Annotated in this window: 17 protein-coding genes; 5 read left to right on the top strand and 12 right to left on the bottom strand. The window is 69.2% G+C overall.

The genetic code is table 11. The annotated features are described in order from the left end of the window. A partial coding sequence (locus tag AC07OZ_RS12225) for a transposase (RefSeq protein ID WP_495467348.1) occupies positions 1 to 513 on the top strand: 513 nt, incomplete at its 5' end. A 112-nt stretch (positions 514 to 625) separates the two neighbouring features. Here the strand turns inward: AC07OZ_RS12225 and AC07OZ_RS12220 are convergent. After that, a complete protein-coding gene (locus tag AC07OZ_RS12220) occupies positions 626 to 2,947 on the bottom strand; it encodes an NADP-dependent malic enzyme (protein WP_495467347.1) in 2,322 nt (773 codons plus the stop codon). Positions 2,948 to 3,283: 336 nt separating this feature from the next. Between AC07OZ_RS12220 and pstS the strand changes: the two genes are divergently transcribed. Then, positions 3,284 to 4,384 (top strand): phosphate ABC transporter substrate-binding protein PstS, encoded by a 1,101-nt coding sequence (gene pstS / locus AC07OZ_RS12215; RefSeq protein WP_495467346.1) that lies wholly within the window; start codon positions 3,284 to 3,286, stop codon positions 4,382 to 4,384. 91 nt (positions 4,385 to 4,475) lie between these two features. Here pstS and AC07OZ_RS12210 read toward each other — a convergent pair whose 3' ends face one another. From AC07OZ_RS12210 to def, 9 genes are all read right to left on the bottom strand, one after another. Next, a complete protein-coding gene (locus AC07OZ_RS12210) occupies positions 4,476 to 6,035 on the bottom strand; it encodes a M48 family metallopeptidase (protein ID WP_495467345.1) in 1,560 nt (519 codons plus the stop codon). Between the two features lie 141 nt (positions 6,036 to 6,176). Continuing rightward, the gene (locus tag AC07OZ_RS12205; protein WP_495467344.1) at positions 6,177 to 7,370 is read right to left on the bottom strand and encodes a phosphoglycerate kinase; all 1,194 of its coding nucleotides are present in this window, start codon (positions 7,368 to 7,370) and stop codon (positions 6,177 to 6,179) included. 209 nt (positions 7,371 to 7,579) lie between these two features. After that, complete coding sequence (locus AC07OZ_RS12200; protein WP_431101433.1) at positions 7,580 to 7,909, bottom strand: AzlD domain-containing protein; 330 nt, start codon at positions 7,907 to 7,909, stop codon at positions 7,580 to 7,582. Next, entirely contained in the window at positions 7,906 to 8,673 is a 768-nt protein-coding gene (locus tag AC07OZ_RS12195) for an AzlC family ABC transporter permease (protein WP_495467343.1), read from the bottom strand. The genes AC07OZ_RS12200 and AC07OZ_RS12195 overlap by 4 nt, the downstream gene beginning before the upstream one ends. A gap of 159 nt (positions 8,674 to 8,832) precedes the next feature. Then, positions 8,833 to 9,612, bottom strand: a complete 780-nt coding sequence (locus tag AC07OZ_RS12190) for a head GIN domain-containing protein (protein ID WP_495467342.1) — start codon at positions 9,610 to 9,612, stop codon at positions 8,833 to 8,835. A gap of 177 nt (positions 9,613 to 9,789) precedes the next feature. Then, entirely contained in the window at positions 9,790 to 10,224 is a 435-nt protein-coding gene (locus AC07OZ_RS12185) for a hypothetical protein (protein ID WP_495467341.1), read from the bottom strand. A 181-nt stretch (positions 10,225 to 10,405) separates the two neighbouring features. After that, a complete protein-coding gene (gene htpX, locus AC07OZ_RS12180) occupies positions 10,406 to 11,251 on the bottom strand; it encodes a zinc metalloprotease HtpX (RefSeq protein ID WP_495467340.1) in 846 nt (281 codons plus the stop codon). Positions 11,252 to 11,392: 141 nt separating this feature from the next. Further along, a complete protein-coding gene (gene fmt / locus AC07OZ_RS12175) occupies positions 11,393 to 12,349 on the bottom strand; it encodes a methionyl-tRNA formyltransferase (protein ID WP_495467379.1) in 957 nt (318 codons plus the stop codon). 11 nt (positions 12,350 to 12,360) lie between these two features. After that, positions 12,361 to 12,873: a peptide deformylase gene (gene def, locus AC07OZ_RS12170; RefSeq protein ID WP_495137177.1), complete on the bottom strand. Its 513-nt coding sequence runs from the start codon at positions 12,871 to 12,873 to the stop codon at positions 12,361 to 12,363. 227 nt (positions 12,874 to 13,100) lie between these two features. On the opposite strand from def, the gene AC07OZ_RS12165 reads away from it, so the two are divergent. The 3 genes from AC07OZ_RS12165 (at position 13,101) to AC07OZ_RS12155 (ending at position 15,999) form a co-directional block, all read left to right on the top strand. Next, on the top strand, positions 13,101 to 14,261 hold the full coding sequence (locus AC07OZ_RS12165; RefSeq protein ID WP_495467339.1) for a LysM peptidoglycan-binding domain-containing protein: 1,161 nt from the start codon (positions 13,101 to 13,103) through the stop codon (positions 14,259 to 14,261). A gap of 43 nt (positions 14,262 to 14,304) precedes the next feature. After that, positions 14,305 to 15,435 (top strand): DNA-processing protein DprA, encoded by a 1,131-nt coding sequence (gene dprA, locus AC07OZ_RS12160; protein ID WP_495467338.1) that lies wholly within the window; start codon positions 14,305 to 14,307, stop codon positions 15,433 to 15,435. A gap of 111 nt (positions 15,436 to 15,546) precedes the next feature. Further along, positions 15,547 to 15,999, top strand: a complete 453-nt coding sequence (locus AC07OZ_RS12155; protein ID WP_067278738.1) for a Smg family protein — start codon at positions 15,547 to 15,549, stop codon at positions 15,997 to 15,999. A gap of 90 nt (positions 16,000 to 16,089) precedes the next feature. Here AC07OZ_RS12155 and AC07OZ_RS12150 read toward each other — a convergent pair whose 3' ends face one another. Both AC07OZ_RS12150 and secF read right to left on the bottom strand, forming a co-directional pair. Then, positions 16,090 to 18,477 carry a DUF1631 family protein gene (locus tag AC07OZ_RS12150; protein ID WP_495467337.1) on the bottom strand — a complete coding sequence of 796 codons (2,388 nt, stop codon included), beginning with the start codon at positions 18,475 to 18,477 and terminating at the stop codon, positions 16,090 to 16,092. A 33-nt stretch (positions 18,478 to 18,510) separates the two neighbouring features. Next, on the bottom strand, positions 18,511 to 19,545 hold the full coding sequence (gene secF, locus AC07OZ_RS12145) for a protein translocase subunit SecF (RefSeq protein WP_495467336.1): 1,035 nt from the start codon (positions 19,543 to 19,545) through the stop codon (positions 18,511 to 18,513). Between the last annotated feature and the right edge of the window lie 29 nt (positions 19,546 to 19,574).

Raw genomic sequence — 19,574 nt, 5'->3', positions numbered from 1 at the left:
CGGCATGTCGCATCGTTGGTCAGCGATGCGCAACTGATCGACCGGCAACTTGACGAGTTGCTGGGCAGCATCGATGCACGCATCAGCGCGGTCATCGCCAACGACGAGAACCTCAGCTGCAAGTGCGCCAACCTGCGGACCATCACCGGCATTGGCCTGCAAGGCGCGGCCATGTTGGCCGCGCTGTTCACCCGCATCACATTCCGAAACGCTGGCGCTGTCGTGGCCTACAGCGGTCTGGACCCACGCCCGTGCGACTCCGGCTCGATGACCGGGAGGCGACGTCTGTCCAAGCGAGGAGACCCGCTCCTGCGTCGTCAGATGTACTTGGCCGCCTTCGCGGCCACACGAAGCAAGGCGCTCGGGCCTGTCTACCGGGCACTCAAAACCAAGGGCTTCAAGCCGACTCAGGCCATGGTCATCCTGGCTCGCAAGCTGCTGCGCATCGCGTGGTCCCTCTGGAACAGTGGGCAACGATTCAATCCAGCGATGCTCTCGTCCCTTGGAGCTTGAAAGGAACCATAGAACCTCAGACAGTCTGCGCCCAGTCAGTCATGGAAGCGCGCTCCGCGCGCCTCGCTCCATCCTCCTCGCCGGGGGTGGCCATGCCACCTTCCCGCAAGGTTCACACCTTCGCCGCCGCCTTCACGTCCGCCACGGCCAGCGCCGTCATGTTGACGATGCGGCGCACCGTCGCCGACGGGGTGAGGATGTGCACCGGGCGCTTGGCACCCAGCAGGATCGGGCCCACGGTGACACCTTGACCGCCAACCACCTTCAGCACGTTGAACAGGATGTTCGCGGCATCCAGCGTTGGGAGCACCAGCAGATTGGCCGATCCGGACAAGGTCGATTCCGGCAGGAAGTTGTTGCGGACGTCTTCCGACAACGCCGCGTCGCCGTGCATCTCGCCGTCGCATTCGATGGTCGGATACGCAGCGGCGAAGAGGTCGCGGGCGCGGCGCATCTTGACCGCCGACGCGCGCTTGCTGCTGCCGAACATCGAGTGCGACAGGAAGGCCACCTTCGGCGGCAGGCCGAAGCGCTGCAGTTCCTCGGCGGCCTGCCAGGCGATGTCGGCGAGCTGCTCGGCGGTCGGGTCCTCGTTGACGAAGGTGTCGGCGATGAAGAGCGTGCGCTGCTCCAGCATCAGCGCGTTCATCGTCGCGAAGTTGGAGACCTCCGGCTTCAGGCCGATCAGGTTCTGGATGTGCTCCAGGTGCGAGTCGAAGCGGCCGACCGTGCCGCAGATCATCGCGTCGGCGTCGCCGAGCTGGATCGCGAGCGCGCCGATCGTCGTGTTGGAGCGGCGCACCGCCGACTTGGCCATCTCCGGCGTGAAGCCGTTGCGACCCATGACCTGGTGGTAGGCCTCCCAGTACTGGCGGAAGCGGTGGTCGTTCTCCGGGTCGATGACGAGGGCGTCCTCGCCCAGCTTGATCCGCAGACCGGCGCGCTTCAGGCGCATCGCGATGACTTCGGGGCGACCGATCAGCGTGGGCTTGGCCAGGCCTTCGTCGAGCGCCACCTGCACCGCGCGCAGCACGCGTTCATCCTCGCCCTCGGCGTAGATGACGCGGGCCGGATGGGCCTTCGCCTCGGCGAAGACCGGGCGCATGAACATGCCGGTCTGGTAGACGAAGCGCGAGAGTTGCTCGCGGTAAGCGGCCATGTCCTTGATCGGACGCGTGGCGACGCCGGACTCCTCGGCGGCCTTGGCCACCGCCGGCGCGATGCGCAGGATCAGCCGGCTGTCGAAGGGCTTGGGGATGATGTAGTCGGGACCGAAAGCCAGGTCTTGCCCCGCGTAGGCGGCGGCGACTTCCGGCGGGGTCTCGGCCTTGGCCAGCTCGGCGATCTCGCGCACGCAGGCGAGCTTCATCGCTTCGGTGATCTTGGTCGCGCCGCAGTCCAGCGCGCCGCGGAAGATGTAGGGGAAGCACAGGACGTTGTTGACCTGGTTCGGATAGTCCGAGCGGCCCGTGGCCACGATGCAGTCGGGGCGCGCTTCCTTCGCGAGCTCGGGGCGGATCTCCGGCTCCGGATTGGCCAGCGCCAGGATGATGGGTTGGCGCGCCATCGTCTTGACCATCTCGGCGGTCAGCACGCCGGCGGCCGAGCAGCCCAGGAACACGTCAGCGTCCTTGACGACGTCGGCCAGCGTGCGCGCCGAGGTGATCTGGCAGTAGCGCTGCTTGGACTCGTCGAGCTTGGCGGCGTCGGCGCGCTCGCTCTGGATCACGCCCTTGGAGTCGACGGCGAAGACGTTCTCACGCTTCACGCCCAGGCCGACCATCACGTCCAGGCAGGCGATGGCGGCGGCACCGGCACCCGACACCGCGACCTTCACCGCGCCGATGTCCTTGCCCACGAGCTCCAGGCCGTTCAGCAGCGCCGCGCTCGAGATGATCGCGGTGCCGTGCTGGTCGTCGTGGAAGACGGGGATGTTCATGCGCGCGCTCAACTGCTTCTCGATGTAGAAGCACTCGGGCGCCTTGATGTCCTCGAGGTTGACGCCGCCCAGGGTGGGCTCCATCGCCGCGATGATCTCGACGAGCTTGTCGGGATCGCGCTCGGCCAGCTCGATGTCGAAGACGTCGATGCCGGCGAATTTCTTGAACAGGCAGCCCTTGCCTTCCATCACCGGCTTGGCGGCCAGCGGGCCGATGTCGCCCAGGCCCAGCACCGCGGTGCCGTTGGTGATGACGCCGACCAGGTTGCCCCGCGAGGTGAAGTCCGCGGCCAGCGACGGGTCGCGCTCGATGTCCAGGCAGGGATAGGCGACGCCCGGCGAGTAGGCCAGCGACAGGTCGCGCTGGTTGGCGAGCGGCTTGGTCGGCGTGACGGCGATCTTGCCGCGCGTCGGGAAGCGGTGGTAGTCCCGCGCCGCCTCGCGCAGTGCGGCCTCGGTCGGGCTCAGGTCGAGGTCGTCGTTCTTGTCGGTCATGCAAATCTCCGTCGCGATGAATGAGGCCCGGCGCCCTGTCGGCAGCGGTTTTCGTGGCGCGACAGCGCGCCTTCGTAACCGCCCGGTAATGAGGCCTGGGGGGCGCAAAGCTTAATCCTCCGGCTCCGGCGGCGCGATGAATTCAGCTTTAACTCCCATGCAAAGATGGCAATCGCCGATGCGCGCGGTGCGACCCGCATCGGGATTTGCCCGCAAGTTGGAGCAACCTCACTAGATCCGCCCGCAAGTGCCGCCACCCGGGCGTCCATCACAGCGTGCGAAGAACGTGCTCACTAGAATGCGCCCCGCTGTCGTCTACCTCTTCCGAGTCCCGCCGTGCCCGCCTCCTTTCCCGTCTCGTTCCCCGCCTTGCCCCGTCGCGCGCTGCTGCGCCTGACCGCCGCCCTCCCCGTCACCCTCGCCTTCGGTGCACCGCAGGCCCTGTTGGCACAGACCACAGCGCTGGCGGGCGCCGGCGCTTCGTTCCCCTCGCTGGTTTATGGCCGCTGGGCCACGGCCTATGAGAAGACCAAGGGTCAGGCCGTGCGCTACAAGCCGACCGGCTCCGGAGACGGCGTCAAGCAGATCACCGCGCGCGACGTGGCCTTCGGTGGCAGCGACTCGCCGCTGGCCGCGGAGGAACTGGCCAAGCGCAAGCTCGTCCAGATCCCGATGCTGGTGGGCGGCATCGTGCCGGTGGTCAATCTGCCGGGCGTGCCGGAGGGTCGTCTGCAGCTCACCGGCGACCTGCTCGCCGAGCTGATGATGGGCCACGTCGCGAAATGGAACGATGGGCGCATCGCCGCGTTGAATCCGGGCGTCGCGCTGCCGGCGCTGCCGGTCAAGCGCATCGTGCGGGCCGACAAGTCGGGCACGACCGAGGGCTACACGCGCTACCTGGCCGCGGTGTCGCCAGCCTTCGCGAAAGACATCGGCGTGAACGCGCAGCCGAAGTGGCCTGGCGAAGTCGAGGCCGCCGAAGGCAACGACGGCATGGCCAAGGCGCTGAAGGCGGCGCCCGGCACCATCGCGTATGTGAGCTACGACCGTGTGCAGCGCGACAAGCTCAACGGCGTGCGCCTGCGCAATGCCGCCGGCCAGTGGGTGGCGGCGGGCGAGACCGGCTTCAAGTCCGCGATCGCCAACAGCGACCTCTCGCGCAAAGGCGACGACCTGGCCTCGCTGATGGACCGCGACGGCGCGGAGAGCTGGCCCATCACGATGACCAGCTTCATCCTGATCGACGCGACACCCGCGACCGGCAGCGGCGCGGCGCCGGTGATGAGTTTCCTGTACTGGTGCTTCATGCACGGCGACGACCTGACGCGCGGCACCGGCTTCGCGCCGCTGCCCGTCGCGCTGCAATCCAAGCTGGCCGCCCGCTTCGCCGCCGTCAAGCCGGCCGACGGGAAGCTGCCCGCCTACCTGGGGATCTGAAGGCGCCCAACCAGCTCGGTGCATTCTCTCTCCCTCTCCCGCTTGCGGGAGAGGGCGGGGGTGAGGGCCAGCGGCCGATGCCGTACGCCATTCATCCCTTCAAACGCGGCGTCGCATCGACCCGCGCCTGCAGGTCGGGCGGCAGGCCTTCGGTCATGTAGCTGAGCCGTGCGCTCCATTCACGACCGGCGGGCCACAGCAGGTCCGCCGTGGCCTGCACCTGATCGAGAACGTCGTCTTCGGTGAGGGACCGGGCACGCAGGCCTTCCGGGTCGATGCGCATCACCAGGCACAGCATCGTGCCGCCTTCCGTCTCCGGCAGCGGCGCCTCGAACGCCCAGGCCTGGCCGATGAGCGGGTTCGCTGCCAACGCGTGCGTCAACGCATCTTGTTGCCACGGGGTCAGGGCATGCGGCTGCACCCGCCCCTTCTGAAGCGCCTCGCCCGCTTCCCACAGCCGGCGCTGGCGTAGGCGGCGCGCTGCCGCGTCGCGACGCGGCGCCTCGACCGACAAGGTCGGCCACTGCGTACGGTCGGTGCCCGCCAAGGCCGCATGGCCCATCGCCCATCGCAGGCGCTGCGACTCGCCCGCCCAGGGCGAATGCTCGCGGCACTGCGCCTCCCAGGACGACCCCAGCCAGCGCGCGCCGGCGCTCTCCTCGCCGCCGGCAGGCGTCAGGCCCAGGCCCGAAGGATCGCAACCCAGCGCTGCCAGCCGCGCCGCATGGGTCGGATGACTGCCGCGCGGCTGCCGGTGTTGCAGCAGCTCCGCGACTTCGGCCGTCGTCGCGGGCTCGCGTGTCAGCGCGCGAGGCGCCCATTCCACCCAATCGACCGGCGGCTCGACATCGAGCGCCAGGCGCTCGCGGACCATGTCCTCGAAGGTCCGGGCCTGACGGGCGGAAGCGCGCTCGATCAACAGCAACGCCCGGCCCAGCGCCTGCGGTGAGGCGAGACGCGCCGCGAGCGCATCGGCCTCGAATTCGCAGCGACGGGCATGCGCCTCGCTGGCGCGGCGGAACCAGGGCAGGAACATCGCCGCGAAGTTGCGGCCGGCGCGCTCCCAAGGACTGGACGACTCGACGTCGTCGTCCGTCGTCAGGCCTTCGACCCGGGCCCAGCTCGACCACGCCGCTCGCGTGCGGTAGACCCAATGGCCGAGCCGGCCGTGGCGGCGCGAGAAGTGTCCGAGTTCATGGGCGATCACGGCTTCCGCGGCCGCCTCGTCCAACAGGCGCAGCAGTGGCAGCCCGAGCACCAGCACGCGGCGGGTCGGTCGCAGCGACAGGCCGCGGTGGCGTTCCAGCGCGCCGGCATTGATCGACGCATCGAGCGCGATCTCATGGACCCGGGGCGCCTGCAGCGCATCGGTCAGGGCATCGACCTTGGCGTACAGCGCGGGGGCCTGCTCCCGGCGCAGCGTCTTCACCGACAGCCGCCAGTCGGGCTGCACCAGCCAGGCCAGCAGCACGAAGCCCAGCCCACCCCAGACCAGGACGGTGTTGCTGGCCCCGTAGAACATGATCGGGATCGCCATCGCCACGGCGCACGGCAGCAGCAACAGCAACTGGAAAAAGGCGGACGCGGCCACGGCGGCCCCGGCCACGACCCAGGTCGGCGGCGCCCGGTCCGCCGCGATGTGTTCGTTCATCAGTTCCTCCCTGATCCGCGGCGCGTCACGCGCTCCGGCGAGCCCTCGTCATGGTCGACCGCTCCACAGGCGATCGCTCTCATGAAAAGCGAAAGGGCGCCGCAGCGCCCTTTCCCTGTCGTCGGGCCGCGGCCCGTCGCATCAACCCTTCGCGCGCTTGGCCAGGATCTCGAACGCCGGCAGCGTCTTGCCTTCCAGCACTTCGAGGAAGGCGCCGCCGCCAGTGGAGATGTAGCCCACCTGGTCTTCGATGCCGTACTTGGCGATCGCTGCCAGCGTGTCGCCGCCGCCGGCGATCGAGAACGCGTCCGACGCCGCGATGGCGCGCGCGATGGTCTCGGTGCCGTGGGCGAAGGCGTCGAACTCGAACACGCCGACTGGGCCGTTCCACACGATCGTGCCGGCCGCCTTGAGCTGCTCGGCCAGTTGCGCCGCCGTCTTCGGGCCGATGTCCAGGATCAGGTCGTCGTCGGCGACGTCGGTCGCGGCCTTCACCGTGGCCGGCGCATCGGCGGCGAAGGTCTTGGCCGTCACCACGTCCACCGGGATCGGCACCGCGGCGCCGCGCGCCTTCATGGCCTCGATCACGGCCTTGGCCTCGCCGACCAGGTCGGGCTCGGCCAGCGACTTGCCGATCTTCAGGCCGGCCGCCAGCAGGAAGGTGTTGGCGATGCCGCCGCCGACGATCAGGCCGTCGACGTTCGCCGACAGCGACTTCAGGATGGTCAGCTTGGTCGACACCTTGGAGCCGGCCACGATCGCCACCAGCGGACGCTTCGGATTGGCCAGGGCCTTGGTGATGGCGTCGATCTCGGCGGCCAGCAGCGGGCCGGCGCAGGCGATCTTCGCGAACTGCGCGATGCCGTAGGTCGAGGCCTCCGCGCGGTGCGCGGTGCCGAAGGCGTCGTGGACGAAGATGTCGCACAGCGCGGCCATCTTCTTCGACAGTTCCTCGCTGTTCTTCTTCTCGCCCTTGTTGACGCGGCAGTTCTCGAGCAGCACGACCTGGCCCGGCTTCACGTCGACGCCGTCGACCCAGTGAGCGACCAGCGGCACGTCACGGCCGAGCAGCTCGCCCATCCGCTTCGCCACCGGCGCCAGCGAATCCTCGGGCTTGAACTCGCCTTCGGTCGGACGGCCCAGGTGCGAGGTGACCATCACCGCGGCACCGGCCTTCAGCGCCATCTCGATCGCGGGGATCGAGGCGCGGACGCGGGTGTCTTCGGTGATCTCGCCCGCATCATTGAGCGGCACGTTCAGGTCGGCGCGGATGAACACGCGCTGGTCGGCCACCTTGCCGGCGGCGATCAGATCGGCAAAACGCAGGACGTTCATGGGATGAGCTTCGAGTAGTTGGAAAGCGGTGCGCCGGGAGTCCCGCGCGCGGCAGAAACGCAGCGCGCGAAGCCCGGCAAATCGGGCCGCAGCTTAACAGCCGCGTGACGGCGACCTGTGTCCGAGCGGGTTACGGAACGCCGCTGAAACCGGCGACCGCGGGCCCCGCCCGCCTTGGCCGCCCATGAGCCGGCAAATCGCCGGCCCGCTCACCAGCCCAGGCCGATCCTCAGTGTCAGCATCACCGCGGTGCCGCTGACGATGGTCCCGAGGATGCCGCGCTTCCAGAAGAAGTAGGCCGTGCCGACCGCGGCCGCATAGAGCCGCGCGTCCTTCCAGGTGTGGATCAGCTCGCCTTGCGTCATGACGATCTCCGGCACGATCACCGCCGCGAGCGCCGCCAGCGGCGCGTAGCGCAGACCGTCGCGGACCCACTGCGGCAGCGGGATCTCGCGGTCCGGGATCATGAAGAAACTGCGCGTGACCATCGTGATCACCGCCATGCCGAGGATGCCGAGCACCGCCTCCCACACGCTCATGCGGACCTCCCGGAAGACGAACCCGACGGGCCGGATGACCCCGACGTCGGCGACGCCGGCGGCAGCCACTTCTCCATCAACAGTCCGACGGCGACCGCCGCGGCGATCGCCACCAGGATGTTGAGCCGCAGCGGCAGCGCATACGCCGCCACCGCCGCGCAGCCGGCGACCACGCCCGAGATCCAGGTGTTGCGGTCCTTCAGCAGCGAGTAGCTCAAGCCCAGCAGTGCCAGCACGCCGGCGAAGCCCAGGCCCCAGTTCGTCGGGATGCGGTCGGCGAGCAGGATGCCGGCGATGGCCGGGATCTGCCACGCGAACCAGTTGGTCGCCACGCCGCCCCAGAAGTAGGGGAGCTGCTGATCCGGATCCGGCTTGAGGTCGGGGAAGCGCTTGAGGAAGGCGACGTAGTTGAGGTCGGCCGCGAAATAGCCGATGACCAGCCGCTGCGCGCGCGGCAGCGGCTCGAAGTACAGGCGCCACTGGGCGCTGAAGATGACAAAGCGCAGGTTGACGCAGAAGGCCGTGGCCCACAGCACCCACAGCGGGGCGCCGCTGGCGAGCAGCGGCAGCGCGGCCAGCTGCGAGCTGCCGGCGAAGACCGTCAGGCTCATCAGCAGCGACAGGCCGACGCCGAGGCCGCTCTTGACCATGGCCACGCCGGTCACCAGCCCCCAGGCCGAGATGCCCAGCGTGATGCCGAGCATTTCCTTCGCGCCACGCTTGAATTCGGGGTGGCGCACCAGCGCCGAGAGTCCTTCCGCCATGGGCGCGATTGTCGTCTGCGCGGTGCGGAAACGAATCGCCCCTCGCCCGCTCGCGCGGTGAGGGGCGTCCACACAGCGCCCGGCGTGCCTCCTTCAGGCGACCCCGGGAACGCGCGCGCCGGATCGGGCCAACGCCGTCCGGCGGCCCGCGTCAGGCACTCACTTCAGCTTGCGCACCGAGCCGGAGCCGGCGTTGGACATGCTGATCTCCGGGCTGCCGACGTAACCGACATCGCCCGAACCGGCGATGCGCACGTCCAGCTTGCGGGTCGGCGCCACGGTGACATCGCCGCTGCCGGAGATGCTGACCTTGGCCTCGTCGACGACCAGTTCGCGCGTCTTGACGTCGCCGCTGCCGGCCACCGTCACCGACAGCGCATTGGCCTTGCCGTTGAACAGCATGTCGCCGCTGCCCGCGACGCGCAGCGTCACGTGGTCGGCCTCCAGGCCCTGCACGCGCAGGTCGCCGCTGCCGGCGATGCTGGCGTCCAGGTTGCCGGTCTTCATCGCCTCGACGCGGATGTCGCCCGACCCCGAGATCGACAGGCCGCGCAGCTGGCGCATGTCCAGCGTGATGGTCGGCGTGCCCCGGGCGTTCAGGCTGAAGCCGCGCTTGGGCGAGATCTCCAGCGTGCGGCCCTTGCTGCCGTCGACGATCTTGGTCTCGATGTAGCTGAACAGGTTGCGGTCGGTCTTAACCTCGACCTTGTCTACCGAGCCCTGGCGCACGAAGACCTTGAAGTCGCCCGACAGCGCCACCGCGTCGAACGCCCCGACATCGCGGGCGTCGGTGGCGACCTCGCCGTTGCCCTCGATGCGCTGCGAGCTGCCGAAGCTCAGCGACCAGGCATGCGCGGTACCGACGGCGCCCACGGACGCCAGGCTCAGCGCGGTGATGGCAAACAGGCGGCGGGTGGCGCGGAAGGACGTTGTGGTCATGGACGATCTCCTGATCTTTCGGATGATCGTATCTTCGTCGTGTCGACCCGGTCCCGCGACCGGGCGATGACGAACTGCACCATCCAGGGGATCAACTGCGTGATCGACCGATGTTCCGATGCCGTGAAACGCCGGCGGCGTCGGGCGTCGGGCGTCAGACGGCCGGCGCGCGATCGCTCAGTGGCCGCCCTTGTCGGCGGACTTGCCCGCCGGCTTGTCGGAGGTCTTGTCCGCGGCCTTCTCGCCGACCTGCCCCTTGGCGGAGCGCGGCGAGTCCTCCTCGTCGTCGGAGGCGGCGGCGCCCGGGCGGCTCGCCTGCGGATTCGCGACCAGCGGGCGGGTGCCCTCGAGCTTGTTCTCGCGCATGTACTCGTCCATCTCCCGCCAGCCATCGTAGACCGCGGCCTTCTGGGCCTTGGGATTCAGGGCGTAGCAGTCCTCGATGGCGCGCAGCGCGTTGCGGCAGGCGCCGCCGATGGCCTTGCCCTCGGCCTGCTTGGCCGCCGCGACCTTGGCGGGATCCTCGATGCCGAGCTGATCGCAGCCGGCCAGCAGCGCGGCGGCGCCGAGCAGCGCCGCCATGACGGTCAGGGAACGGAAAGAGGCCTTCATGCTGTCCTTTTCGGCCGCCGGGGACGGGCGCCTGAATGAGGCGTACCAGCGGTATCGGGCCATTGTGCCGTCGCCGCCACCCCTGCCGATCCAATGAAAAACACCGCCCGGAGGCGGTGTTTCGAGCTTCCAGCGCCCAGGATCGCCGCGGGCGGCCTGGCGTCTAGAGGGGCGCTGACGCTCAGCGGCGGGCCATCGCCATCAGGCGCTCGATGCGTTCCTCGGTCGACGGGTGGGTGCTGAACAGACCGCGGATGCCGCCGCCCGACAGCGGATTCATGATCATCATCTGCGCCGTTTCCGGATGACGCTCGGTGGTCTCCAGCGGGATGCCCTGGGCGTAGCGATGGATCTTGTCCAGCGCCGAGGCCAAGGCCTGCGGGTCGCCGGAGATCTCGGCGCCACCGCGGTCCGCCTCGAACTCGCGGGCGCGGCTGATCGCCATCTGGATCAGCGAGGCCGCGATCGGCGCCAGGATCGCCACCAGCAGGCCGACGATCGGGTTGGCCGGGCGGCCTTCGCTGTCGCGCGGGCTGAAGAACATGGCGAAGTTCGCCAGCATCGAGATCGCGCCGGCCATCGTCGCGCTGACCGTCGAGATCAGGATGTCGCGGTGCTTCACGTGCGCCAGCTCGTGCGCCATCACGCCGCGCAGTTCGCGCTCGGACAGCACGCGCAGGATACCGGTGGTCGCCGCGACGGCGGCGTGCTCCGGATTGCGGCCGGTGGCGAACGCATTGGGGGCGTTCTCCTCGATCAGGTAGACCTTGGGCATCGGCAGCTGCGCGCGCGCGGCCAGCTCCTTGACCATGTTGTAGAACTGCGGCGCGCTGCGTTCATCGACCTCCTGGGCGTTGTACATCTTCAGCACCAGCTTGTCGGAGAACCAGTAGCTGAAGAAATTCATGCCCACCGCGACGACCAGCGCGATCAGCATGCCCGTCTGGCCACCCAGCAGGGAGCCGATCGCCATGAACAGCGCGGTGATGGCGGCCATCAGGATGGCGGTCTTCATCAGGTTGAACATGCAATCACTCCTCGAAAACTGCGGCCGTGGCCGCGAACGGAAACTCACCCGGACGGTACACCGTCCCGATGTCCCACGTGACGCCAAGGCGGCCAGCTTCAAGCCGGCACCGGTCCGGTTTGTCCGACGGTTCAGTCAGGGTTAAGCGAAGCGGGCGCCGGCCGCGAGCGGCCGCGCCTGAAGGAAGGCGGCCGCCGGCAGGCGCTTGCCGCCGGCGCGCTGGAGTTCAGTCAGCCGGACGCTGCCGGCGCCGCAGGCGACGATCGGACCTTCGGGCGAGACCGCCAGCACCTGCCCCGGCTCGCCGAGCGCGCCTTGCGCCTCGACGACCTCGGCGCGCCAGACCTTCACCGCCTCGCCATCGAGTTGCGCGACGCCGCCCGGAAACGGATCGAACGCGCGCAGCCGGCGCGCGATCTGCGCGGCATCGTCGGTCCAGAGGATCTGGCTCTCGGCCTTCTCGATCTTGTGGGCGTAGGTGACGCCCGCCTCGGGCTGCTTCACCGGATGGAAGCCGCCGCAGGCGGCGAGCTCCAAGGCCTCGACGATCAACCGGCCGCCGAGCGTCGCCAGCTTGTCGTGCAGCGTCGCGGTCGTGTCCGCCGCGGCGATCGGCAGGCGCTCGAGCAGCAGCATGTCGCCGGTGTCCAGGCCCTCGTCCATCTGCATGATGGTGATGCCGGTCTCGGCGTCGCCGGCCTCGATGGCGCGGTGGATCGGCGCGGCGCCGCGCCAGCGCGGCAGGATCGAGCCGTGGATGTTCAGGCAGCCCAGCCGCGGCAGTTCCAGCACCCACTTCGGCAGGATCAGGCCGTAGGCAGCAACGATGAGCACGTCGGGGCGTGCGTCGAGCAGCGCCTGCCGCCCGGCCTCGGCCTCGTCGGGGAACTTGCCGTCCAGCCGCAGGCTGCGCGGCTGCGCCACGGCGATGCCGCGCGCCACCGCCAGCTGCTTCACCGGCGACGCCTGCAGCTTCATGCCGCGCCCGGCGGGACGGTCCGGCTGGCTCAGCACCAGCGGCACCTCGAACCCCGCGTCCAGCAGCGCCTGCAGCGCCACGGCGGCGAATTCGGGAGTGCCCGCGAAGGCGACGCGCAGTGCCGTTGCCATCAGTGCTTCGCGTCCTCGCGGGCCTTCTTCACCAGCTTGGTCTTGATGCGCTCGCGCTTGAGCGGGCTCAGGTACTCGACGAACACCTTGCCGGCGAGATGGTCCATCTCATGCTGCACGCAGACGGCCAGCAGGCCTTCGGCATCGAACTGGAAGGTGTGGCCGTCGCGGTCCAGCGCCTGCACGGTGACCTTCTTGTGGCGCATCACCTTGTCGTAGATGGTGGGCACGGAGAGGCAGCCCTCCTCGCCTTCGATCATCTCCTCGCTGCGCGCGACGAGCTCCGGATTGATCAGCACCAGCGGCTGGTTGCGCTCCTCGGAGACGTCCATCACCAGCAGGCGCTCGTGCACGTCCACCTGGGTCGCGGCCAGGCCCACGCCGTCGGCGTCGTACATCGTCTCCAGCATGTCGTCGGCCAGCGCGCGCAGGCGGTCGTCGACCGCGGCGATGGGCTTGGCCACCGTGTGCAGACGCGGATCGGGGTATCGAAGAATGGAAAGTTTCGCCATGATGAGGACGCGGGGCGCGGTGCGCGGCTGTGGACAGCGCACAACGCCGGTTTGTAAGGGCTTGCAAGGGAGGGCGGGCCGGTTCATTGCCGGACCCCCTGAACCGGGGCAGAATCGCCGCCAGCGAGACGGTTGATTTTCGCCGATTTGGCGGTCAGTCTGGCCCTCGTCACAAAAGCGCCACTGGCCACGAGGGGCCTTCGATCTCGGCGCGCGGAGAACAAGTAATGACGCAAAGGCGGCCGCTGGGCTTGACGATGATTTCTGCAGCCCTGCTGGCGGGCACCTTTGCCGCCGCGCCGTCGTTCGCGGCGGGGGACTTCCCCATCACCCAAGGACAACGCCAGACCGCGCAGCAGGTCGCACAGGCCGGCGTGCCCCTGTCGGAACTGGCGCCCAACGCGCCCGACACGTACACCGTCAAGGCGGGCGACACGCTCTGGGCCATCTCGGGCATCTTCCTGAAGAGCCCGTGGCGCTGGCCCGAGCTCTGGGGCATGAACACCGAGCAGATCCGCAACCCCCACCTGATCTACCCGGGTCAGGTCTTGATGCTGATCAAGGCCGACGGCCGCGCCCGCCTCCAGCTGGGCCGGGACGTGGGCGCCGGCGGCCCTGGCGGCACGGTGAAGCTGTCGCCGCGCGTGCGGTCCGAATCGCTGTACGACGGCTCCATCGCCGCCATCCCGCAACACCTGATCGAGCCCTTCCTCAACGAGGCGGTGGTGCTCAACAGCAATGATCTGGAAGCCGCGCCGCGGATCGTCTCGGCGCAGGAGAACCGCGTCTGGATGAGCAAGGGCGACCTGGCCTATGCCCGCGGCAACCTGCCCCCTGACGTGAACGCCTTCCGCGTCTTCCGCGAGCCGCGCGCGCTACGCGACCCGGTCACCAAGGAAGTGCTGGGCTACGAAGCCGTCTACGTCGGCACCGCCGACCTGACCCGCGCCGGCAGCGGCGGCGGCACGAAGAACGAAGTCCCGTCGACGCTGACCCTGACGCTGAACCGCATCGAGGCGCAGCCGGGCGACCGCCTGGCCCCGGTGCCGGAACGCGGCTACACGAGCTACGTCCCCCACGCGCCGCAGGGCCCCGTCGACGGCTCCATCATCTCGGTCTATGGCGACGCCATCACCGCCGGGCAGAACCAGATCGTGGCGCTGAACAAGGGCCGGCAGGACGGGCTCGAGCGCGGTCATGTGCTGGCGCTGTGGCACACGGGTCGCGTCGTGCGCGACCCGACCACGCCGCGCCGCGAAGAGATCCGGCTGCCCGACGAACGTCACGGCCAGCTCTTCGTCTTCCAGGTGTTCGACCGCGTGTCGTACGCGCTGATCCTGTCGGTCCAGGAACCGGTCGTCGCGGGCGACCGCTTCACCCAGCCGTAAACACGGCGGCTCTCCGGACCGGGTCGCCCTCTGAACCGCACGGATGAGCCCTGACGAACTGCGCGACTGGCTGCACCTGCTCTCCTGCGTCTCACGCGGGGGCGCTCGGCGGCTGCTGGCCCGCCACGGCTCACCGGGCGCGGTGCTGAAGTCCGGCCGCGCTGGCTGGGGGGCCGCTGTCTCTCCCGAGGAAGCCACGCTGCTGGCCAAGGGGCCCGACCACCTCGACCGGCTGGTCCGACGCACCGAAGACTGGCTGTCCAGCGGCGAACGCCGCGCTATCCTGCTGCTCGGCGCGCCCGACTACCCCCTCCCTCTCCTGCACACGGCGGATCCGCCGCTGATGCTCTATCTGGACGGCCGGCGCGAACTGCTCGGCGAGCGCTGCGTCGCCGTCGTCGGCAGCCGTCGTCCGAGCCCCCAAGGCGACGAGAACGCACGGTACTTCGCCGCCGGGCTGGGCGAAGCGGGGTTCTGCGTCGTCTCCGGCCTGGCCCAGGGCATCGACGGTGCCGCCCACGAGGCCGCGCTGAACACACGCGGCAGCACGATCGCGGTCCTCGGCACCGGGCCGGACCAGGTGTATCCGCTGGATCATGCGGACCTCTCCCGCCATGTCGCGCGGCGCGGGCTGCTGGTGAGCGAGTACTTTGTCGGCACGCCCCCGATGGCGCCGAATTTCCCTCAGCGCAACCGCATCATCGCGGGACTGTCGGAGGGCTGCCTGGTGGTCGAGGCGGCCATGAAGTCCGGGTCCCTGATCACCGCGCGGCAGGCATCCGAGGCCGGCCGGGAAGTCTTCGCCGTCCCGGGCCCCATCCATGCGCCGCAATCCAAGGGCTGCCACCATCTGCTCAAGCAGGGCGCCTGCCTGGTGCAGGAGCTGGATGACCTGCTCAACGAATTGCCCGCTGGCGGCCTGCCCCGGACCGCGCCGCTCGATCTTGAGCCCGAGTCCGACAGCGGACCGGAACCCGCGCCCGTGGAGGCGGAGGCCAACGACGACCATCCGCTCCTGCGCGCGATCGGGCGCGACACGGTCTCGCTCGAACAGCTGTCGCAGCGCAGCGGCTGGGCGCAGGACGAACTCAATGCAACCCTGCTGGACCTGGAGTTGGACGGGCGCGTCGCGCGCCTGCCTGGCGCCCTCTTCCGGCGACGTCGGACGGTGTGAATCCCGATTCCGTCAAGGACGTGTTCCAGCGCCCTGGAAAGGGAAATTCGACGTTCTGGACCGTTCATTTCGGCGGGAAGGGCTTTCGGAGCGTCGGTTATAGTCCTCGCCATGTTTGACGTCCTCGTCTACCTGTACGAAACCTATTGGCGGCCCGACGCCTGCCCGGATCACGCACAACTGACCCGGAAACTGTCGGCGGTCGGGTTCGAGGACGACGAGATCCGCGACGCCCTGTCGTGGCTGGACGGCTTGGCCGGCGCTGCCGAATCCCATCACGGCGAGCCCGGCGAACGCAGCATGCGCGTCTACACGCGCGATGAGCAGGAACATCTGGGCGAGAGCTCGATGGGCTTCATCAGCTTCCTGGCGTCGGCCGGTGTGCTGCCGACCGCCATGCGCGAGATGGTGATCGATCGCGCCATGGCCATCCCTGGCGGCCCGCTCGACCTCGAAGACCTGAAGATCATCGTGCTGATGGTGTTCTGGAGCCTGGGCGAAGAGCCCGATGCGTTGATCCTCGACGAACTGTTCGTCGCGCCGGAAGAGCGCCTGATCCACTGATCCGCCGGCTTCCCAGGCGGCGCACAAGGCAGAACCGGCCCCGCATCGCGGCGCCGGTTTTTTCATGGGCGAGTGGAATGCCGGCCGGCCTCAGGCGAGCAGGCGGGTGGGATCGACTTCGAGCTTCGCGAGCGCGTTGCGCGTCGCCTTCACGGTGAGCGACTCGTCCTGCGCCGGCAGCATCAGGCCTGCCTGCAGGAACGCGGCCAGCCGGCTCACCTGGAACAGCACGCCCCGCCCTTGCGGCGAGACGAACAGGATCAGGTGGTGCCGCAGCCCGCGCCAGACCAGTTGGACCGGCTCGACGCGGCCGCGGTAGTCGAGCATGTACCAGCTGCCGACCTGCAGTTCGCGCGCCCACGCCAGCATCGCCGTCGACGGGGCCGCGCCGCCCTCGGCGACCACTTCCAGCCCTTCGCACTCGTGGCTGGACAAGTCGCGCACCAGCGTCTCGTTGATCTCGCCGGCCTCGGGCGACGGGAGCATCGCTTCCAGCGTCTCGAGCTGGCTCATCAGGTCGTCCAGGCGCTCGCGCGGGATCGCCGCGGTCTTGGCGGTGAACGCGGCGGCCAGCGCGTTGTTCAGCGACCGGATGTGTTCGTCCTGGCGCTCATGCGTCAGGCCCGCATGGCCCATGCCGTCGCGCAAGGTCTTCAACAGCGGCGGCAGGCGGCGGATCACCTCGGCCCGGTCCTCGCGCGAGACCTTCGCGCTCGCCGACCAGATCAGGTCGGCCGCCGCGCGCTTCATCGCCTTGGTCTGCTCGGCCTGGGGCCCGTAGCGGACGCCGGTCACCGCCAGCACGTCCGCCCAGACCTGGAAGAGGAAGTCGCGCACGCCGTCCTGCACCGGGACCTCGGAGAGCATCTTGCGCAGCTCGATCGTGTACTGGATCGCCAGCGTCTCGCGCTGCTCGACCTGCTGCGCGAGCGACACACCCTTCTTCGAGACCTCGTTCTCCTGCTCGAAGTAGTGATCGAGGAACTTTTCGAACTCGGTCAGCACCGTCTGGAAGACGCGTCTGCCCGTGTCCGGGTAAGCCTCGACGACCTGCACCACGCGCTTGATCTCGCGCTCGAGCGCGTCGCCGATCTCGGCGGTCGACGTGCTGAAGCCCATCACGCACGAGCCCATCCGGTCGATCAGGCGGCGTGCGGGATGGTCGTCGGTGGCGAAGAAGTCAGGCTCGCCGACCGCCACGCGCAACACCGGCATCTGCAGCCGCGCGAACCAGACGCGGATCGCCGGCGGGATGCGCTCTTCCTGGAGGATGGCCTGGAACAGCAGCGCGACCAGCTCGATCGTGGCGCGCTCGGCCGGCGTGTCGGCGGCGTTCTTCAGGACCTGCTTCAGCGCCTGGTTGCGATGGCGGATCTCGTCGAGCGCCTGTGGCGCCGTCAGTTGCTGATCGACCGTCGCGACCTTGTCCGCGCGACGCTGCACGGCTTCCTGCGCATGATTGATCGCGGCGCTCAGTCGTGGCGAGCCGGTGCGCGTCGGGGGGCCGCCGGCATACCCGGACATCGTGCCCGGACCGGCCGGCGCGGCGGGCAGACCGCTGCGCGTCGCCGGACCCGCCGCCGGCATGCCTGAACGTGTCGATGTCGACCCCTGGGCTTGCGGCTGCGCCAGCTCCGGCACATGCCGTGCGAGCACGCGCTGCAACTGCGCCATCACCTGCTGCGCCGACTGGCTGGCCGGCGTCGCCGCCGGACCCGCCGGCTGAACGCCGACCTGACCGGCTTGCGGCGCGATGCCGCCGTGCGCATGACCCGGCCCCTGGGCCGGTCCCAGCGGCGCGGCCTGCGTCATCCCCCCCGCCGGCGCGTTGCGGCGGATGAAGGGGCGCAGGTCCACCTCGGGCATGACGCCCTGCTGGATCAGCCAGTGGTTGGCCTCGTGGTAGGCCTCGTTCAGCAGTTGGGAGAACTCATGGTGCAGCCAGCGCTGCAGCATCTGCCAGACGGAGCTGCTCAGTCCGGCCTCGAACCAGGCGTCGAGCACCAGCCGCGCCAGCACCTGCGCGCGCAGCAGGTCCTGCTGCGGGAGGTCCTCAACGCGCTCCAGCGACTGCATCCGGTTGCGCAGGTCGCTGAATTCCCAGCTGGCCTTGTCCATCATCGCCAGCGCCAGGCGCGAGGCGATGATCTCGCGCTCGATCGTGTCGTCGCTGACGAGGGTCAGGTTCTGCGGGCGCGACGACAGCGAGGCCGACCGCGAATCGCCCGCGCCGTGGTGGTACGCGTGCCGCAGCGACTTGCCCAGCCGCGCATGCCACGGCGTGGACGCGCGCTGCCACGCCTCGAAGGCGTCGCGGCGGGCCATCTGCAGCGAGTGCTCGGCCGGCTGCGCGAGCTGGTCCTGCACCGCCGTGGTCAGGATCGCCACCATGGCGGGCAGCCCTCGCAGCAGCACCTCCGTGTGGACGCGCCGCGCTTGCGAAGCCAGGGCCTGGGATCTTGCGTCGGCGGCGGTCATCGAGCTCGAGTTTGAGGAGTGCGGATGACTCTACTACACCACCGCGCCCGCGTTGGGGTCATCCGGGTCGCCGGCCTTGGCGGGACCCGCCTTGACCAGGTCCTCGCGCTTCACGCCCAGCCACATCGCGATCGCCGCGGCCACGAAGACCGACGAGTAGATGCCGAACAGGATGCCGATCGTCAGCGCCACCGCGAAGTAGTGCAGCGTCGGGCCGCCGAACAGCAGCATCGACAGCACCATCATCTGCGTCGAACCGTGCGTGATGATGGTCCGGCTGATCGTGGACGTGATCGCGTGGTCGATGACCTCGTGCGTGTTGAGCTTGCGGTACTTCCGGAAGGCCTCGCGGATCCGGTCGAAGATGACCACCGACTCGTTCACCGAGTAGCCCAGCACCGCCAGGATCGCCGCCAGCACCGCCAGCGAGAACTCCCACTGGAAGTAGGCGAAGAAGCCCAGGATGATCACCACGTCGTGCAGGTTGGCGATGATGCCGGCCACGGCGAACTTCCACTCGAAGCGGAACGCCAGGTACAGCATGATGCCGATCACGGTGAAGCCCAGCGCGTAGGCGGCGTCGTGCGCCAGCTCGGCCCCGACCGACGGGCCGACCACCTCGCTGCGGGTCAGCTTCAGCGGCTCGGCGGTGCCGACCGCGCAGGCCTGACGCGTCACGGCCTCGCCCTGCGGCGTGACCTCCTGGTGCGAGACGACGTTGCCGTTCTCCGACTTGCAGAGTTCGGTGAACACGCGGCTGACCAGCACGTCCTGCTTGACGTCGGGCTTGACCGGCAGCCGGATCATCACGTCGCGAGAGGTGCCGAAGTTGGTCACCTGGATCTCGCCGAAGCCCATCTGCTCGACGGTGTGACGCGTCTTGTTGATGTCGGCGGCCTGGGCGTACTGCACCTCGACCACCGTGCCGCCGGTGAACTCGATCGAGAAGTGCAGGCCCTTCGTGAGCAGGAAGAAGACCGCGGCGACGAAGGTGAGGAAGGACACGGCGTTGAGGATCAACGCGTGTTTCATGAACGGGATGTCCCGTTTGATTCGGAAGAATTCCATGGCGTTGTGCGCTCGCTGAGGGGGCCGCA

This window comes from Roseateles sp. GW821-FHT09G03 (assembly GCF_059416045.1).
The sequence above is the reverse complement of the archived record's forward strand: the minus strand, read 5'-3'. Positions and strand labels throughout refer to the sequence as shown.

Coding starts and splice junctions, on each gene's coding strand:
- AC07OZ_RS12195 (WP_495467343.1), bottom strand. CDS start 8,673: ATGGCGGAAGGACTCTCGGCGCTGGTGCGCCACCCCGAATTCAAGCGT.
- AC07OZ_RS12200 (WP_431101433.1), bottom strand. CDS start 7,909: ATGAGCGTGTGGGAGGCGGTGCTCGGCATCCTCGGCATGGCGGTGATC.
- AC07OZ_RS12150 (WP_495467337.1), bottom strand. CDS start 18,477: ATGACCGCCGCCGACGCAAGATCCCAGGCCCTGGCTTCGCAAGCGCGG.
- AC07OZ_RS12205 (WP_495467344.1), bottom strand. CDS start 7,370: ATGAACGTCCTGCGTTTTGCCGATCTGATCGCCGCCGGCAAGGTGGCC.
- dprA (WP_495467338.1), top strand. CDS start 14,305: ATGAGCCCTGACGAACTGCGCGACTGGCTGCACCTGCTCTCCTGCGTC.
- AC07OZ_RS12220 (WP_495467347.1), bottom strand. CDS start 2,947: ATGACCGACAAGAACGACGACCTCGACCTGAGCCCGACCGAGGCCGCA.
- AC07OZ_RS12165 (WP_495467339.1), top strand. CDS start 13,101: ATGACGCAAAGGCGGCCGCTGGGCTTGACGATGATTTCTGCAGCCCTG.
- htpX (WP_495467340.1), bottom strand. CDS start 11,251: ATGTTCAACCTGATGAAGACCGCCATCCTGATGGCCGCCATCACCGCG.
- AC07OZ_RS12185 (WP_495467341.1), bottom strand. CDS start 10,224: ATGAAGGCCTCTTTCCGTTCCCTGACCGTCATGGCGGCGCTGCTCGGC.
- AC07OZ_RS12190 (WP_495467342.1), bottom strand. CDS start 9,612: ATGACCACAACGTCCTTCCGCGCCACCCGCCGCCTGTTTGCCATCACC.
- AC07OZ_RS12155 (WP_067278738.1), top strand. CDS start 15,547: ATGTTTGACGTCCTCGTCTACCTGTACGAAACCTATTGGCGGCCCGAC.
- def (WP_495137177.1), bottom strand. CDS start 12,873: ATGGCGAAACTTTCCATTCTTCGATACCCCGATCCGCGTCTGCACACG.
- secF (WP_495467336.1), bottom strand. CDS start 19,545: ATGGAATTCTTCCGAATCAAACGGGACATCCCGTTCATGAAACACGCG.
- AC07OZ_RS12210 (WP_495467345.1), bottom strand. CDS start 6,035: ATGAACGAACACATCGCGGCGGACCGGGCGCCGCCGACCTGGGTCGTG.